This is a genomic window from Rhodococcus sp. LW-XY12, from assembly GCF_019317345.1.
GTDB lineage: Bacteria > Actinomycetota > Actinomycetes > Mycobacteriales > Mycobacteriaceae > Rhodococcus > Rhodococcus pyridinivorans.
The window spans coordinates 2,827,536-2,842,557 of sequence record NZ_CP079225.1 but is presented as its reverse complement, the minus strand read 5'-3'; the positions used below and the strand labels follow the sequence as shown (position 1 = coordinate 2,842,557).

Below are 15,022 nucleotides of genomic sequence, written 5' to 3'. Positions count from 1 at the left end.
CCAAGTGAATACACCCGCTCGCCGTGATGGCACACCGGACCGTAGAAGAAACAATCCTCGTAGCGCGAACACGCGCAACACCGGGGGATCCCGCTCGGGACGCGCGGAAGCACCGCGTTCCGGAGGACGCACCGAAGCTCCCCGCTCGGGGCGCGCAGGGGCTCCCCGTTCGGGGGAGCGCACCGACTCACCCCGCTCCGATCGCCGGGCCACTCCCGGCCAGTCGGCCGGGGGCCGCAATCCGGCACAGTCGGCCGGAGGTCGCAATCCGGCACAGTCGGCCGGAGGTCGCAATCCGGCACAGTCGGCCGGAGGTCGCAAACCGTCACAGCCGGCCGCCGGTCGGAAACCGCACCGCAAGGGCACCTCGACCGGTAAGCCCTCCAAGCCTGCCGCCAAGCGCGTCGCGCAGCGCGTCGTTCCGACCGTGAGCAACGCCCGTCCCGCGCGGCACCAGCATCGCGAGGCCGGCCCCGCCAAGCTGCCCGCCGGTGAAGGCGTGCGGCTGCAGAAGGTGCTCGCCCAGGCCGGCGTCGCCTCGCGCCGCGCCGCTGAGGAACTCATCGCCGCGGGTCGCGTCGAGGTCGACGGCAACATCGTCGTCGAGCAGGGCCTGCGCGTGGACCCGGAGAACGCCGTGATCCGGGTCGACGGCGTCCGCGTCGTCATCAACAAGGATCTCGTGCACCTCGTGCTGAACAAGCCCCGCGGCTGGCAGTCCACGATGTCCGATGATCTCGGCCGTCCGTGCGTCGGCGACATCGTCTCCGAACGCGTCGCCGCCGGGCAGCGCCTGTTCCACGTCGGTCGTCTCGACGCCGACACCGAAGGGCTGCTGCTGCTCACCAACGACGGCGAACTGGCCCATCGGCTGATGCACCCGTCCTTCGAGGTGCCCAAGACCTATCTGGCGACCGTCAAGGGTGTGCTCGCCCGTGGTGTCGGCAAGCAGCTCAAGGCAGGCATCGAACTCGAGGACGGACCCGCCTCCGTCGACGAGTTCTCGCTGCTCGAGGTCCACGAGGGCCAGTCGCTCGTGCGGCTCGTGCTGCACGAGGGGCGCAAGCACATCGTGCGACGTCTACTCGACGCGGTCGGGTTCCCCGTGATCCGGCTCGTGCGCACCAACATCGGTCCCGTGGCGCTCGGCGACCAGCGTCCCGGCACCCTCCGTGTCCTCGGCCGCAACGAGGTCGGGGGCCTGTACCAGGCGGTGAAGCTGTGACCGGCGCACCGGCCGACGCGTTGGTCGTCGCGATGGACGGGCCGTCCGGCACGGGCAAGTCCACCGTCTCCAAGCGTCTCGCGCAGCATCTCGGTGCCGCCTATCTCGACACCGGCGCGATGTACCGCATCGCGACGCTGCACGCCCTGCGTCGCGGCACCGATCTGACCGATCCGGCCGCGATCGCCGCGGTCACCGCCGGCCTGCCGTGGTCGATCGGCACCGACCCCACCGTCGAGGACATCCGCCTCGACGGGGACGACGTGCGCGAGGTCATCCGCGGCGCCGAGGTCACGGCCGCGGTCTCCGCGGTCTCCGCCGTGCCCGAGGTGCGCACCCTGCTCGTCGAGGCCCAGCAGCGGCTCGGCCGCGCCGAGCACCGCGTCGTGATCGAAGGACGCGACATCGGCACCGTCGTCTTCCCCGACGCGGACGTGAAGATCTTCCTCACCGCTTCGGCGGAGGCCCGCGCGCACCGGCGCAACAACCAGAACATCGCCGAGGGTCGCGGCGACGACTACGAGACGGTCCTCGCCGCGGTGCAGCGCCGCGACCACCTCGACTCCACCCGCGCGGTGTCCCCGCTGCGCGCGGCGGACGACGCGGTCGTCGTGGACACCAGCGACATGAACATCGACGAGGTGATCGCCGCGCTGCTCGCGGTGGTCGCCGAGCAGACTGGAGCGAAGCTGTGAGCGACGACCTGAGTACCGACTACACCGGGTTCGACGGCGACGGCACGTGGTCGGAAGAAGGCGACTGGGACATCGAATTCGCCGAGGGCGGCGACCTCGAGGAGTTCGTCCCGGTCCCGACCGTCGCCGTGGTCGGCCGACCGAACGTCGGCAAATCCACCCTGGTCAACCGCATCATCGGCCGACGGGAAGCCGTCGTCGAGGACGTCCCGGGCGTCACCCGCGACCGCGTCTCGTACGAGGCGTCGTGGAACGGCCGCCGGTTCATGGTGCAGGACACCGGCGGATGGGAACCCGACGCGAAGGGCATGCAGCAGTCCGTGGCCCGCCAGGCGGAGGTCGCGATGCGCACCGCCGACGCGATCCTCGTCGTCGTCGATGCCACCGTGGGCGCCACCAGCGTGGACGAGGCCGTCGCGAAGGTGCTGCGTCGGTCGAAGACTCCGGTGCTGCTCGTGGCGAACAAGGTAGACGACGACCGTGTCGAATCCGAAGCCGCGACACTGTGGTCCCTCGGACTCGGCCAGCCCTATTCGGTATCGGCCACCCACGGTCGCGGCACCGGTGATCTGCTCGACGAGCTGCTCGCCAAGCTGCCGGCCACGCCCCGCGAGGGTACCGGTGGGGAAGGGCCTCGCCGCGTCGCGCTGGTGGGCAAGCCGAACGTCGGCAAGTCGAGCCTGCTCAACAAGCTCGCCGGCGACGAACGGTCGGTGGTGCACGACATCGCCGGCACCACCGTCGACCCGGTGGACTCGATCGTCGAGCTCGGCGGCAAGCCGTGGCGCTTCGTCGACACCGCCGGTCTGCGCAAGCGCGTCAACAGTGCGTCCGGCGCCGAGTTCTACGCCTCCCTGCGCACGCGGGGTGCGATCGACGCGGCCGAGGTGGCGGTGCTGCTCATCGACGCCTCGCAGCCCATCACCGAGCAGGACCAGCGGGTTATCACGATGGTCGTCGAGTCCGGGCGCGCCCTGGTGATCGCGTTCAACAAGTGGGATCTCGTCGACGAGGATCGCCGCTACGAACTCGGCCGCGAGATCGACCGCGACCTGTTGCGGGTGCCGTGGGCATCGCGGGTGAACATCTCCGCCAAGACCGGTCGCGCGGTGCAGAAGCTCGTCCCGGCCATGGAGACGGCCCTCGAGTCGTGGGACAAGCGCATCTCGACCGGACGCCTGAACTCGTGGCTCAAGGAGGTCGTGGCCGCGACTCCGCCGCCGATGCGCGGCGGTCGCCTGCCCCGGGTGTTGTTCGCCACCCAGGCGGCTACGCGGCCGCCGACCTTCGTGCTGTTCACCACGGGCTTCCTCGAGGCCGGCTACCGCCGCTTCCTCGAGCGTCGCCTGCGGGAGGAGTTCAACTTCGACGGCAGTCCCGTGCGGATCTCGGTGCGCGTGCGGGAGAAGCGCGACCGCCGCAAGTGAGCTCCCGACGCCCGGTCGTGAAAACGCGCTGACCAGCCGATTAGTGTTTCGGTCCGTTCCTGTTGTAATCTCTGAGAGCGCTCGGAGAGAGCGCGGACGGGCTGTGGCGCAGCTTGGTAGCGCACTTGACTGGGGGTCAAGTGGTCGCAGGTTCAAATCCTGTCAGCCCGACGTAAATGCCCAGGTGAGAGTAAGTTTCTCGCCTGGGCTTCGTCATGTCCCGGGGGCGTTTTTGCCTGGTCCCCCGGCCGGCCGAGCAGCCGCGTCGGTGCGGTGCGGTGCGCGACGTTGGCTCGGCGGCTTCCTGTGGATAAGGGGACCAGAGCCGCAGCGAAGCGGTCGATCGGCGGTCACAGCCTGCGCCCCTGCCGGGCTCGCGGTGCCTTGGACTTCGCGGCACCGCGAGACGATCTGCTGAGAAGGGCGTTGGCCTGCCGGTAGTCGATTTTCACCTGGGCGAGGGCGGCCTGGAGCCTGAGCGAGTTGGTCCAGGCGTACTCGGGTCCCTGGACACCCCGGCGCCGGCGCACTCCAGCAACAGGCGGACGTTCGCTTCCCGCAGCCCCTCCAAGAAGGCGCCGATATCGCAGCCATAGACCCCGATCGTCATGATCGTGAGCATCGTATGCTCCCCATCTTCCTGCTGCTCGCGCCGGCGAGACCGGCACGAGCAGCAGGAGTGGCAAGGCCGCGTTACGCGACAGCGGTTCCTTCGAGTTCGATCATCTGACCGGGGATCGCCAGCCGCGTCACCCCGAGCATCGTGGTTGTGGGCGCGACGCCCGCGGCGCCGAGCCGCCCGGCGAGCACGCCGTAGTGCGGGAACAGCGCGTCCACGTCGGTGGTGTACACGTTGAGCCTGACGAGGTCTGTTAGGGACATGCCGGCCTCGGCGAGCACGGCTTCGAGGTTGTCCACGGCCAGCGCGAGCTGGGCCGCGATGTCCCCGTCGTGCTCGGGCCGGCCGTCCTTGCTCATCGCGGTCTGCCCCGAGATGTAGAGGGTCCGGGTGTGCCCTGCGACGACCTCGCCCTGGTTGAATCCCATCTCCTGCGACCATGTCACCGGGTTGACCGCTGTTCGTTCCATTGCCACTCCAATCGTTGCGACTGCGAGCGCCCGGCGGCCGGGTGGCCGCCGTCCTCAACGCCCGCAAACTCAGCCTCCCAACAAAATGCGACATCTTGTGTCATGATTTTTGATAGGAATGAAACTATGCGAGCCGATCGGTTGGTCTCACTGGTGCTGCTGCTGCGCCAGCGGGGTCGGATGACCGCGGACGAGCTCGCCGGCGAGCTGGAGGTCTCCGCCCGCACGGTGCTGCGCGACATCGAGGCGCTGTCCACTGCCGGCGTCCCGGTCTACGCCGATCGCGGGCGACACGGCGGGTTTTCCCTGCTTCCCGGCTTCCGCACGGAGCTGACCGGACTGAACCATGACGAAGCCCTCGCGCTGCTGACCGCCGGGTCGGGCCGCGGCGAGAAGGTCTTCGGCCTCGGCACCGCGCTCGCTTCCGCGATGCGCAAGGTGGTCGATGCGCTGCCCGAAGGCCACCGCACCAGCCTGGACGATGCGGCCCGGCGGTTCCTGGTCGAGCCCGACACCGACCTGCTCTCACGACGGCTGGTCACCGAGGACGTGGCGAGTGGCGTGATGGGCGTAGTCCGCCATGCCGTGCTCACCGGGCACAAGCTTCGCTTCCAGTACACCGCACCGGACAAGGCACCCCGCTGGCACGCCGTCGATCCGATCGGTCTGGTCACCGTTCGCGGCCGCACCTACCTGCTGGCCACCAAGTCGGGAGAGGATCGGACGTACCGGCTCTCGCGCATGGTGACCGCCGAGGAGCTTCCGGAACTGGCCGAGCGTCCCGCGCAGATTGACCTCGACCGCATCTGGGCCGAGCGCAGCGCCCAGTTCTTGTCGAAGAACCACATCCCTGTGCTGGTCAGGGTCGAACCCACGCGACGTGAGGAGTTGCTGAACACCGCGCGAGCTGTCCGCGCCGAGGAACCGGAGGAAGACGGCTGGGTGCGTCTCGACGTGACCTTCGAGGACCTGCGGCACGCTGTCTGGGCGATCTGGCAGCTCGACACCGCCGCCGAAGTCCTCGCACCCGAGTCGCTGCGTGCGGCCCTCCGCGACCGGGCGGCAACCCTCAATGCCAGATACGAGAGCTTTGCCCGGTCACCTGCGGAGCCTTCGCGCGGCTCAACGCCCGACAGCCACTAGGAGTGACGCCCACGCTACGGCGAAACTGACGGGCAGCGAAGTTCGGATCGCCCCACCCCACCCGCTCAGCGATCGTCGTGATCGGCGCAGCCGTGGTGCGCAGACATGCTGCCGTTCGCTCCGTCCGGAGCATCGTCGGGTACGCGATCGGAGATTGCCCGAAGGGCGACGACGCCGAGGCAACGGTTTCCGACGGCGACGTCTCGTCGTGGGCGGTCCCGCGACGTGCGGTCGGGTGCGTGCTGGCCGACCTGATCGACCGGCCCGAGTACGCCGGCGCCACAGTGGCGGTCTCCTGACACGGATCGCGCCGAACGCTCCCGGATCCGGTGCGCACCGTCCACGATGAGAAATGCGTCGGCGGATGGTCACTCTCCGTGCGGCACCATCCGTGCCCTGCGGCACCCGCGAAAGGACCACGATGACCACACGATTCAATCCCTATCTCGCATTCCGCGATTCCGCGCGCGAGGCCATGGAGTTCTACAGGTCGGTGTTCGGCGGCGAACTGACGGTGAGCAGGTTCGCGGACATGAACGCCTCGCAGGATCCGAGCGAGGACGACAAGGTGATGCACTCGATGCTCACCACCGACCGCGGCTTCGTGCTCATGGCCTCGGACACCCCGAACGGCATGGACTACACGCCCGGTACGAACTTCTCGCTGTCGCTCAGCGGGGACGACGAGAGCGTGCTCCGGGGTTGGTGGGACGCGCTGAGCGACAGCGGTCGCGTCGACATGCCGCTCGAACGTGCCCCCTGGGGCGATCTGTTCGGCGTGTGCACCGACCGCTTCGGCGTGTCGTGGATGGTCAGCATCGGCGACCAGCAGGGCTGAACCCGCGGCGCCCGTCAGCCGAGGCGGGCGTCGAGCTCGCGCACCAGTTTCGGTGGCGCGGTCTGCCGATAGGACATGTCGAGCAGTTCGGCGACCTCGTCCCAGTCCACCTCCGGACGGGCGAGGTCGTACCCGACCCACCCGGACGGCCCGAAATACATCGGCACGTAGGTGTGGGGTTCCTCGAGCAGCGCGCGGCGTTCCTCCTCGTCGGGCTTGACGATGAGGGAGCGGGGAAACGGTGCGCGGGTGCCCTTCTCGGCGCCTCCGTAGACCGTGAAGGCCGTCCGGGTGGAGAAGAACGGACGGCCGTGCGAGATCTTCTCGCTCGCGCCGGGCAGGGCCAGCGCGAGCGAGCGCACACGGGCAAGCAGGGGATCCGCCTCGTCGAACATCACCGGATGCGGCATGAGCGGAGCGTACCGAGCGACTACGACAACGGTCGCGCGATCAACTCCTCCGACTCTTCAGCGCATCGATACCGGCGTGCAACAGCGGCTCGACGCCGCGGCCGAGTTCCTCGAACCCCTCGCCGACCGTCTTGCCCTGACGGAACCGGAAGTAGATGCCCTCGAGGATCACCGCGAGCTTGTAGTAGGCCAGGGCGAGGTGGAACGCCATGTCCGACAGGTCGCGTCCACCGGCGGCCTCGTACCGCGCGAGCAGTTCGTCGTCGCCGAGGAAGCCCGGAGCGCGGGACACCGTCGAGACGGGGAATTCCGTGTTCTCCCGCGCCAGCCGCTGGTAGACCAGCAGCAACGCCACATCGGTGAGGGGATCGCCGATCGTGGCCATCTCCCAGTCCAGCACCGCGACCACCTTGTCGTCGTCGTCGACGAGGACGTTGTCGAGCCGGTAGTCGCCGTGCACGATGCCCACCTCGCCGTCGCCCGGCAGATTGTCGACGAGCAGCCGGTGAAGCTCGTCGGCGCCGTCGAGGTCCCGGCTGTGCGAGTGCTCGAGCTGGGTGGTCCAGCGCCGCACCTGCCGCTCGAGGAAGCCCTGGGGGCGGCCGAAATCCTCGAGTCCCACGGCGGACGGGTCCACCGCGTGCAGGGCGGCCAGGGTGTCGACCATCCGCTCGGAGATCACGCGCGTGCGCTCGGCGCCGAGCGGTTCGAGTTGCTCCGCGGTGCGATAGGGCGTCCCCACGACCAGATCCATGAGATAGAAGGGCGCGCCGAGCACCGAATCGTCCTCGCACAGCAGATGCGAGCGGGGGACCGGTACCGCGGTGCCGGCGAGCGCGGAGATGACGCGGTACTCGCGAGCCATGTCGTGTGCGGTCGCGAGGACGTGTCCGAGTGGGGGACGGCGCAACACCAGCCGCCGATCGCCGTCGGTCACCTCATAGGTGAGATTCGAGCGTCCGCCGCTGATCAGGCGCGCGCGGAGGGGACCGGAGAACAGGTCGGGGGCGGAGGTCTGCAGATAGGCATCGAGCGCATCGAGGTCGAGGCCGGCGGGCACGTCGTTCATCGAGCTCCTTTCCGTCGGCTCACACTATGACCGCGGGTGGGGATCCGTGTTCGGAGAACTCCCACCCCACGCAGATAATCCGGACTGCACGGAAACCATAAATATTCAGAACTCCCCCCTTCGAGGCCGGTGTCACCGACACCGGCCAGGGCATGCGCCTAGCCGCCAGGACAGTTGTGACGAACTACTGTCGACCCATGCCCGCTGCTCACCCTCTCGACAGAGACAACGTCCGCGACGCGCTGGACGCGTTCGACTCGCGCCGACTGCCGCTCGACGGCCGCCGGCACGCAGCCGTCGTCGTGGCGGTGCTCGACGACGGGAACGGCAACCCCGTCATGCCCCTCACGCGGCGCCCCACGCGTCTGCGGGCGCATCCCGGCCAGTTCGCGTTGCCGGGCGGGCGTCTGGACGAGGGGGAGCAGGCCGAGGAGGCCGCCTTGCGCGAGTTGCACGAGGAACTCGGACTCGACCTCGGCCCCGAGGCCGTGCTCGGCCGGCTCGACGACTACATCACGCGCTCCGGTTACGTCATGTCGCCGTTCGTCGTGTGGTCGGACACCGCCGTGACCGATCTGAAGCCCAGCCCCGACGAGGTCGACGTGCTCTTCGCCGTCACCACCGACGAACTCGACGTCGATCCGCGCTTCGTCACCATCCCCGAATCCGACAAGCCGGTGATCCAGTGGCCCTTCCGCGGTCACCTCGTGCACGCACCGACCGCCGCGGTGGTCTACCAGTTCCGCGAGGTCGTGCTGCGCCGGCGGGCCACGCGCATCGACGGTCTCGAGCAGCCGGTCTTCGCCTGGCGTTGACACCCCGGAATCTCCGGTCGCGCGGCTGTGGAAGGCTGGACTCCGTGCCCGAACGGAACTCCGGCGGGGCACCACGAGAACGACCTCACGAGAACACGGAGCGGCCCACCATGACCGATGCGACCGGAACCGCCGACGCGCGCGGATCGGACCGCATCCTCACCGTGCCGAACGTCCTCAGCTTCGTCCGACTGCTGGGTGTGCCCGTCTTCCTCTATCTCGTCCTCGTCGCCCACGCCGATGTCTGGGCGCTGATCCTGCTGGCCGCGAGCAGCATCACCGACTGGGCCGACGGCAAACTCGCCCGGTTGCTCGACCAGACCTCCCGACTCGGCGCCCTTCTCGATCCCGCCGTCGACCGCCTCTACATCGTGGCCACCCTCGTCGCCCTCGTGGCGCGCGACATCGTGCCCTGGTGGATCGCGGTGATCCTCGTCGGCCGCGAACTCGTCCTGGCCCCGACGCTGGCCGTCTACCGGCGCCGGGAACTGCCCCCGCCGGACGTGCTGTACCTCGGCAAGGGCGCCACCTTCCTGCTCATGTGCGCACTGCCGCTGATGCTCGGGGCCGTCGCAGTGCCCGCCTCGGAGCCGATCACCGGCCCGCTCGGCTGGGCTGCCCTGATCTGGGGGACCGTGCTGTACGTGTGGACCGGCCTGCTGTATCTCGGGCAGGCCGTCGTGACGGCACGGATCGTGCCGGCCGGGCGGTGATCCGATGAGCCGCGCATGGGAACGCATCCGGCGCAATCCGGTGCCCTCGCTCCTGAAGTCGCTCCTCGAGGATCATCTCGACCCCGGCTACGCCGCGTCCGCCGCGGACCGGGCGGCAGGGCGCTCGAGCACCTCTCCGCGCGCGTCGCGCGCGTGGCTCGGCGTCGGAGTTCTCCTCGCCGGCCTCGTGATCGGCGTCGCGTACGCGCAGAACGCCGACGTGCAGGCCGGCACCGACAGCACCCGCGCCGAGATCCTCGACTCCCTTCGGGCAGGGGACGAACGCATCGCCGCGCTCACTGCCCAGCGGGACGAACTCGGTGCCGCGGTCGACGAACGACGCACCGCCCTGTTCTCCGACGGAGGCGACGGCGCGACCATCCTCGACCGACTCCGCGACGCCGAGACCGCAGCCGCGGCAACACCGGTGCGTGGTCCGGGGATCACGGTCACCCTCACCGAACCCGCCGCGCGACCGAACCTGTCGGATGCGGCACGACTCGAGGACCGGCCCACCGCGCTCGTCCTCGACCGCGACCTGCAGTCGGTCGTCAACGCGCTGTGGGCGGCCGGTGCGGAGGCCGTCGAGGTCGGGGGCGTGCGGGTGGGTCCCGGGGTGACCGTCCGGCAGGCCGGGGGAGCGATGCTCGTCGACAACCGGCCCGTATTCTCCCCGTACACGGTCTCGGCGGTGGGATCTCCCTCCCGACTGCAGACGACCTTCGTCGTCAGCGACGCCTACCTGCGCATCGCGGGGATACAGCAGCTCTACGGGGTGGGATTCACCCTCGCAGAGGAGGACGATCTCGAGTTTCCGGCCGCCACGGTCCGGAAACTCGGCAGCAGTGGAGAAACGGGGTACAGGTGAAGCGACTCGAACACGGTCACGCGCTCTACGCGGTGCTCGCACTGGCGATCGGGATCGGCGCCGGAATCGTGTTCAGCCCACAGGTACCCGATGTCGTGCAGCCCTACCTGCCCATCGCGGTGGTCGCCGCGCTCGACACGGTCTTCGGCGGTCTACGCGCCTATCTCGACGACATCTTCGACGCGAAGGTGTTCGTGGTGTCGTTCGTCTTCAACGTCCTCGTCGCCGCCCTGATCGTGTGGCTCGGCGACCAGCTCGGCGTGGGCACCCAGTTGTCGACCGCGGTCATCGTCGTCCTCGGCATCCGTATCTTCGGAAACGCTGCAGCCCTACGTCGTCGCCTGTTCGGGGCCTGACCGTGACCGAACCGCAACAACCCCGCCCCGCACCCGACACCGGCGCAACGCCCGAAACCGGCACTGCGCGCGCCACCCGATCGCAACGCGTCTTTCTCGTCCTCGCGGCGATTCTCGTCGTCCTGCTCGGCGCCGGCATCGCCACCCAGGTGCGTACGACCGATACCGGCGACGACCTCGACTCGGCGCGCCCTGCGGACCTGCTCGTGCTGCTCGACAACCTCAATCGCCGCGAAGCCGCTCTCCGCCAGGAGATCACCGAACTCGAGCGCACCCTCTCGAGTCTCGAACAGGAAGGCTCGGAAGCGGCACTCGAGGAAGCCCGCACGCGCCTGTACACGCTGTCGGCGCAACTCGGCACCGAACCCGCCACCGGGCCCGGAGTGGTTCTCACCGTCGACGATCCGCGCGAGGGTGTCGGATCGGAGGTGCTGCTCGACATGATCCAGGAGCTGCGCGCGGCGGGTGCCGACACGATGCAGATCGCCGGGGCGAACGGTGAGACCGTGCGCATCGGGGTCGATTCGTGGGTCACCGGACCGGGCGGCGACATCGTCGTCGACGACCGCCGACTCGATGCTCCGTACACCGTCACCGCCATCGGTGACGGACCGACTCTCGCCGCCGCGCTGAACATTCCCGGCGGAGTGGTCGACACGGTCGCCCGTGCGGGCGGATCATTGTCCGTAGAACAGTCTCCGCAGGTGGAGGTGTCCGCCTTGCGGGAGATCGAGCCACGCCAATACTCTCAGCCCGGTAACTGAATCCGACGTTCCGGTCGAACGTCGTCTCCGAAAGGACCAGTCTTGACCGATTTCGCGACACCCGAGGATCTGCGGTACACCCCCGAGCACGAGTGGGTGCGCAGGACGGGCGCGACGACCGTGCGCATCGGGATCACCGACTACGCACAGTCCCAACTCGGCGACGTGGTCTTCGTGCAGCTGCCCGAGGCGGGCGCCGAGATCGCCGCCGGCGAGTCCTTCGGAGAGGTCGAGTCCACCAAGAGCGTGTCGGACGTGTTCGCGCCGCTGACCGCGAAGGTGACCGCCGTCAACATGGAACTCGACGCGAATCCCGAACTGGTGAACAGCAGCCCGTACGAGGACGGCTGGCTCGTCGACGTGGAGATGGGCAGCGAGAACGACCTCGACGAGGCGCTCGCGGAGACGCTCGACGCGGAAGGTTACCGCGGGATCACGGAAGGCTGACGGACCCGACAGGTAACGTGACCGCGACTGTCTGCGTCAGTACCCCCGAGCGGGGTACGGTCGGATATGGCGTGTGCCGTGTCGGACCTGAACGGGGCGAACGAATCAGCGACCGTCCGGGATCACCCGGGTGGTCGAACGGATAAGGAGAAACGGTGAGCGAGAACGGCAACGCGGGTTACGAGGAGACTCCTGCAGAGACCACTTCGGTATTTCGCGCCGACTTCCTGAACGAAGTGGAGGGCGCGGGTTCGGCCACCACCGAAGCGCCCGTCTCGGGTGTCGAGGGCCTGCCCGCCGGATCGGCGCTGCTGGTCGTCAAGCGGGGGCCCAATGCAGGATCGCGCTTCCTGCTCGACCAGCCCACCACCTCGGCGGGTCGGCATCCCGACAGCGACATCTTCCTCGACGACGTGACCGTCAGCCGTCGGCACGCCGAGTTCCGCCAGGACGAGGGCGAATTCCAGGTCGTCGACGTGGGAAGCCTCAACGGCACCTACGTCAACCGCGAGCCGGTCGACTCCGCCGTTCTCGCGAACGGCGACGAGGTGCAGATCGGCAAGTTCCGGCTGGTGTTCCTGACCGGTCCGCGAGGTAACCAGGGCGCAGGTAGCTGATGACCGCGGCCCGCCAGCCGGCGCCGGCCGGAATGTCGATCGGGTCGGTGCTCGACCGCCTGCGTCCGGAATTTCCGGACGTGACGATCTCGAAGATCCGGTTCCTCGAGGCCGAGGGACTGATCAGCCCGGAACGCACACCCTCGGGCTACCGCCGCTTCTCGATCGCCGATTGCGAGCGTCTGCGGTACGTGCTCACCGCGCAGCGCGATCAGTACCTTCCGCTCAAGGTGATCAAGGAGCAGCTCGAGGCGATCGACCGCGGCGCCGCCACGGTGGGATCGGTCGAGACCCGGATCACCCGGCCGCGTCCGCTGGCGGTGGCCCGCGGCGAGGTCTCGCCGGAGGATCTGCGCACCGATCGCGAGATCCGGGTGAGCCGCGAGGATCTGTGCACCCGTGCCGGGATCGACGCGGCCTTCCTCACCGAGCTGGTGGGGGCGGGCCTGCTCAAGCCGGGCCCGGCCGGTTTCTTCGACGAGGACGCGGTGCTGCTCGCTCGCACGGCGAAGGCGATGGCGGAGTTCGGCCTCGAGGTTCGGCACCTGCGGGCGTTCAAGCTCGCCGCCGACCGCGAGGCCGCGCTCGTCGCTCAGATCGCCGGCCCGATCGCGAAGGGCCGCGACGCCGGGGCACGGCAGCGCGCCGAGGAGATGGTGCGCGAACTGGCCGCACTGTCGTTGACATTGCACACCTGCCTGGTGAAAGCGGCGGTGCAAGGAGCCCTCGACCGTTAGGCGACGAATTCGTCGTCGAGTGCGACCACGGCCCTCCGCCAGGTGGTGACCTACGGCACCTGACGGATGCGCTGGAGGACACTAGAATTCCAGGCAGTACCTGTCGGGTGGTCCCACCACCGACGAGCAGCAGGACGGAGGCATCGCGATGAGCGAGATGCGGATAGTAGGGATTCGTATCGAACAGCCGCAGAACCAGCCTGTCCTCCTGCTGCGGGAGGTCGACGGCGATCGGTATCTGCCGATCTGGATCGGGCAGAACGAAGCGACCGCCATCGCCCTCGAACAGCAGGGGGTCGAACCGGCACGGCCGCTGACCCACGACCTGATCAAGAACCTCCTCGAGGCGTTCGGTCGCAACCTCCGCGAGGTGCGCATCGTCGACCTGCGCGAAGGGACGTTCTACGCGGATCTGGTCTTCGACGGAGGGATGCGTGTTTCCTGCCGGCCCTCCGACGGGGTCGCGGTGGCCTTGCGCATCGGCGCGCCGGTCCACGTCGAGGAACCGGTGCTCACCGAGGCAGGACTGGTCATGCCCGACGAACGGGAGGACGAGGTCGAGAAGTTCAAGGAGTTCCTCGACTCCGTCTCGCCCGACGATTTCAAGGCGACGGACGGCTGAGCGCCGTCCGTCGCACGGCGACGAGCGTTGGCGCGCGCATCGGCCGTGACGGTAGTAATGTCGAACGTTGCCTTCCGGTCGGCGTGTCGCAGCCCGACGCCCAACACCGGAGCGTACGCTGAGTTGATCCGCCAGGGATGACTCGGTGAGCCTGGGAGGGCTCGATGATCGGATGTGGTCGGGGGATCCACCAATCGATCGTTGCGAGGCAGAACTGGGCGCGCGAGAGGGAGTCAGTAGTGCGAGATCGGACGAAGGGACAGCCACTCGGCGTCGATTCCGGCGATCGCTCGAATCCGGCGCCGCGGACGAACGAGACCGACGAGATCCAACCGGGCCTGTTTCCGGACAACTCGGCGCCCGACGAGCTCGTCGGCTACCGCGTGCCCATCGCCTGCCAGATCGCAGGAATCAGCTACCGCCAGCTCGACTACTGGGCCCGCACGAATCTGGTCGTACCGTCCATCCGCGGGGCTGCCGGTTCCGGTAGCCAACGGCTGTACTCGTTCAAGGACATCCTCGTCCTCAAGATCGTCAAGCGCCTGCTCGACACCGGCGTCTCGCTGCAGAACATCCGCGTCGCCGTCGACCATCTCCGCAGCCGTGGGGTGGGCGACCTCGCGAAGATCACTCTTTTCTCCGACGGCACCACCGTCTACGAATGTACGTCGCCCGAAGAGGTCGTCGACCTGCTGCAGGGCGGGCAGGGCGTCTTCGGGATCGCGGTGAGCGGCGCGATGCGCGAGCTCACCGGCAGCATCGCCGATTTCCCCGCCGAACGCGCCGACGGCGGCGGCGTCGAGGAACGCCCCGAGGACGAACTGGCGTCGCGTCGCCGCGAACGCATCAACCGCCGCATCGGCTGACCACACCACTGATGTCGCATCGGCCGACCACATGACCGCTCCACTCCACCGCCGGCGGCACTTTCCGCACCTGCGGTATTTCGACCCCCGCGACGTGAACTAGACTCGAAGACGCGTCGCCATCACGCGGGAGAGACCCGGACACCGAGCCGGGCGCCGAAGGAGCAGCACCTCCCCGTCAATCTCTCAGGCAACCGGGACCGCGTGAGCTCCGACGTCTCTGGAAAGTGGCGGGAGCACCCGCCCGCCCACGGGGAAAGGCTCTGGCCGGCCGAATCTCTCAGGCGCTCGCTCCGCGAGCTCACGACAGAGGGGGAGGAA

General features: G+C 68.7%; 20 protein-coding genes, 1 tRNA gene and 1 riboswitch. Of the genes, 17 read left to right on the top strand and 4 right to left on the bottom strand.

The annotated features are described in order from the left end of the window. The first annotated feature begins 4 nt into the window (after positions 1–4). The 4 genes from KXC42_RS13280 to KXC42_RS13265 all read left to right on the top strand — a co-directional run bounded on the left by KXC42_RS13280 (position 5) and on the right by KXC42_RS13265 (position 3,518). Positions 5–1,225: a pseudouridine synthase gene (locus KXC42_RS13280; protein WP_248690213.1), complete on the top strand. Its 1,221-nt coding sequence runs from the start codon at positions 5–7 to the stop codon at positions 1,223–1,225. A 32-nt stretch (positions 1,226–1,257) separates the two neighbouring features. Then, entirely contained in the window at positions 1,258–1,920 is a 663-nt protein-coding gene (gene cmk, locus KXC42_RS13275) for a (d)CMP kinase (RefSeq protein WP_219130485.1), read from the top strand. Then, complete coding sequence (gene der / locus KXC42_RS13270; RefSeq protein WP_019289613.1) at positions 1,917–3,347, top strand: ribosome biogenesis GTPase Der; 1,431 nt, start codon at positions 1,917–1,919, stop codon at positions 3,345–3,347. The genes cmk and der overlap by 4 nt, the downstream gene beginning before the upstream one ends. Positions 3,348–3,444: 97 nt before the next feature. Next, positions 3,445–3,518: transfer RNA gene (locus KXC42_RS13265), tRNA-Pro, on the top strand. A 522-nt stretch (positions 3,519–4,040) separates the two neighbouring features. Here KXC42_RS13265 and KXC42_RS13260 read toward each other — a convergent pair. Continuing rightward, on the bottom strand, positions 4,041–4,436 hold the full coding sequence (locus tag KXC42_RS13260; RefSeq protein WP_006552734.1) for a RidA family protein: 396 nt from the start codon (positions 4,434–4,436) through the stop codon (positions 4,041–4,043). A gap of 126 nt (positions 4,437–4,562) precedes the next feature. Between KXC42_RS13260 and KXC42_RS13255 the strand changes: the two genes are divergently transcribed. Further along, complete coding sequence (locus KXC42_RS13255; protein ID WP_019289611.1) at positions 4,563–5,579, top strand: YafY family protein; 1,017 nt, start codon at positions 4,563–4,565, stop codon at positions 5,577–5,579. On the opposite strand, the gene KXC42_RS27755 is transcribed toward KXC42_RS13255, so the two are convergent. After that, complete coding sequence (locus KXC42_RS27755) at positions 5,506–5,712, bottom strand: hypothetical protein (RefSeq protein ID WP_200886509.1); 207 nt, start codon at positions 5,710–5,712, stop codon at positions 5,506–5,508. The genes KXC42_RS13255 and KXC42_RS27755 overlap by 74 nt on opposite strands. Here KXC42_RS27755 and KXC42_RS13245 point away from each other — a divergent pair. Together KXC42_RS13245 and KXC42_RS13240 are read left to right on the top strand one after the other, a co-directional pair. Continuing rightward, positions 5,657–5,878 carry a hypothetical protein gene (locus tag KXC42_RS13245; protein WP_219130547.1) on the top strand — a complete coding sequence of 74 codons (222 nt, stop codon included), beginning with the start codon at positions 5,657–5,659 and terminating at the stop codon, positions 5,876–5,878. The genes KXC42_RS27755 and KXC42_RS13245 overlap by 56 nt on opposite strands. A gap of 122 nt (positions 5,879–6,000) precedes the next feature. Continuing rightward, a complete protein-coding gene (locus tag KXC42_RS13240; protein ID WP_120282966.1) occupies positions 6,001–6,417 on the top strand; it encodes a VOC family protein in 417 nt (138 codons plus the stop codon). A gap of 14 nt (positions 6,418–6,431) precedes the next feature. Here KXC42_RS13240 and KXC42_RS13235 read toward each other — a convergent pair whose 3' ends face one another. Beyond that, positions 6,432–6,827: an MmcQ/YjbR family DNA-binding protein gene (locus KXC42_RS13235; RefSeq protein WP_200358098.1), complete on the bottom strand. Its 396-nt coding sequence runs from the start codon at positions 6,825–6,827 to the stop codon at positions 6,432–6,434. A 40-nt stretch (positions 6,828–6,867) separates the two neighbouring features. After that, positions 6,868–7,896, bottom strand: coding sequence for a phosphotransferase family protein (locus KXC42_RS13230; RefSeq protein WP_200358096.1), 1,029 nt, complete (start codon positions 7,894–7,896; stop codon positions 6,868–6,870). A gap of 197 nt (positions 7,897–8,093) precedes the next feature. Between KXC42_RS13230 and KXC42_RS13225 the strand changes: the two genes are divergently transcribed. The 10 genes from KXC42_RS13225 (at position 8,094) to KXC42_RS13180 (ending at position 14,701) form a co-directional block, all read left to right on the top strand. Then, the gene (locus KXC42_RS13225) at positions 8,094–8,711 is read left to right on the top strand and encodes a CoA pyrophosphatase (RefSeq protein ID WP_033098314.1); all 618 of its coding nucleotides are present in this window, start codon (positions 8,094–8,096) and stop codon (positions 8,709–8,711) included. 110 nt (positions 8,712–8,821) lie between these two features. After that, on the top strand, positions 8,822–9,424 hold the full coding sequence (locus tag KXC42_RS13220; protein ID WP_006552741.1) for a CDP-alcohol phosphatidyltransferase family protein: 603 nt from the start codon (positions 8,822–8,824) through the stop codon (positions 9,422–9,424). Between the two features lie 4 nt (positions 9,425–9,428). Beyond that, on the top strand, positions 9,429–10,292 hold the full coding sequence (locus KXC42_RS13215; protein WP_006552742.1) for a DUF881 domain-containing protein: 864 nt from the start codon (positions 9,429–9,431) through the stop codon (positions 10,290–10,292). Then, the gene (locus KXC42_RS13210) at positions 10,289–10,648 is read left to right on the top strand and encodes a small basic family protein (RefSeq protein WP_006552743.1); all 360 of its coding nucleotides are present in this window, start codon (positions 10,289–10,291) and stop codon (positions 10,646–10,648) included. Before KXC42_RS13215 ends, KXC42_RS13210 begins: the two co-directional genes overlap by 4 nt. Positions 10,649–10,650: 2 nt before the next feature. Continuing rightward, on the top strand, positions 10,651–11,412 hold the full coding sequence (locus KXC42_RS13205; protein WP_006552744.1) for a DUF881 domain-containing protein: 762 nt from the start codon (positions 10,651–10,653) through the stop codon (positions 11,410–11,412). 42 nt (positions 11,413–11,454) lie between these two features. After that, positions 11,455–11,859, top strand: coding sequence for a glycine cleavage system protein GcvH (gene gcvH, locus KXC42_RS13200; RefSeq protein ID WP_006552745.1), 405 nt, complete (start codon positions 11,455–11,457; stop codon positions 11,857–11,859). A 155-nt stretch (positions 11,860–12,014) separates the two neighbouring features. Continuing rightward, on the top strand, positions 12,015–12,476 hold the full coding sequence (gene garA, locus KXC42_RS13195; RefSeq protein ID WP_006552746.1) for a glycogen accumulation regulator GarA: 462 nt from the start codon (positions 12,015–12,017) through the stop codon (positions 12,474–12,476). Beyond that, positions 12,476–13,213, top strand: coding sequence for a MerR family transcriptional regulator (locus tag KXC42_RS13190; protein ID WP_006552747.1), 738 nt, complete (start codon positions 12,476–12,478; stop codon positions 13,211–13,213). Before garA ends, KXC42_RS13190 begins: the two co-directional genes overlap by 1 nt. Before the next feature lie 148 nt (positions 13,214–13,361). Beyond that, positions 13,362–13,835, top strand: coding sequence for a bifunctional nuclease family protein (locus KXC42_RS13185; protein WP_006552748.1), 474 nt, complete (start codon positions 13,362–13,364; stop codon positions 13,833–13,835). Positions 13,836–14,074: 239 nt separating this feature from the next. Beyond that, positions 14,075–14,701 carry a MerR family transcriptional regulator gene (locus KXC42_RS13180; RefSeq protein ID WP_006552749.1) on the top strand — a complete coding sequence of 209 codons (627 nt, stop codon included), beginning with the start codon at positions 14,075–14,077 and terminating at the stop codon, positions 14,699–14,701. A 117-nt stretch (positions 14,702–14,818) separates the two neighbouring features. Then, positions 14,819–14,914: riboswitch (glycine riboswitch) on the top strand. Positions 14,915–15,022 lie beyond the last annotated feature (108 nt).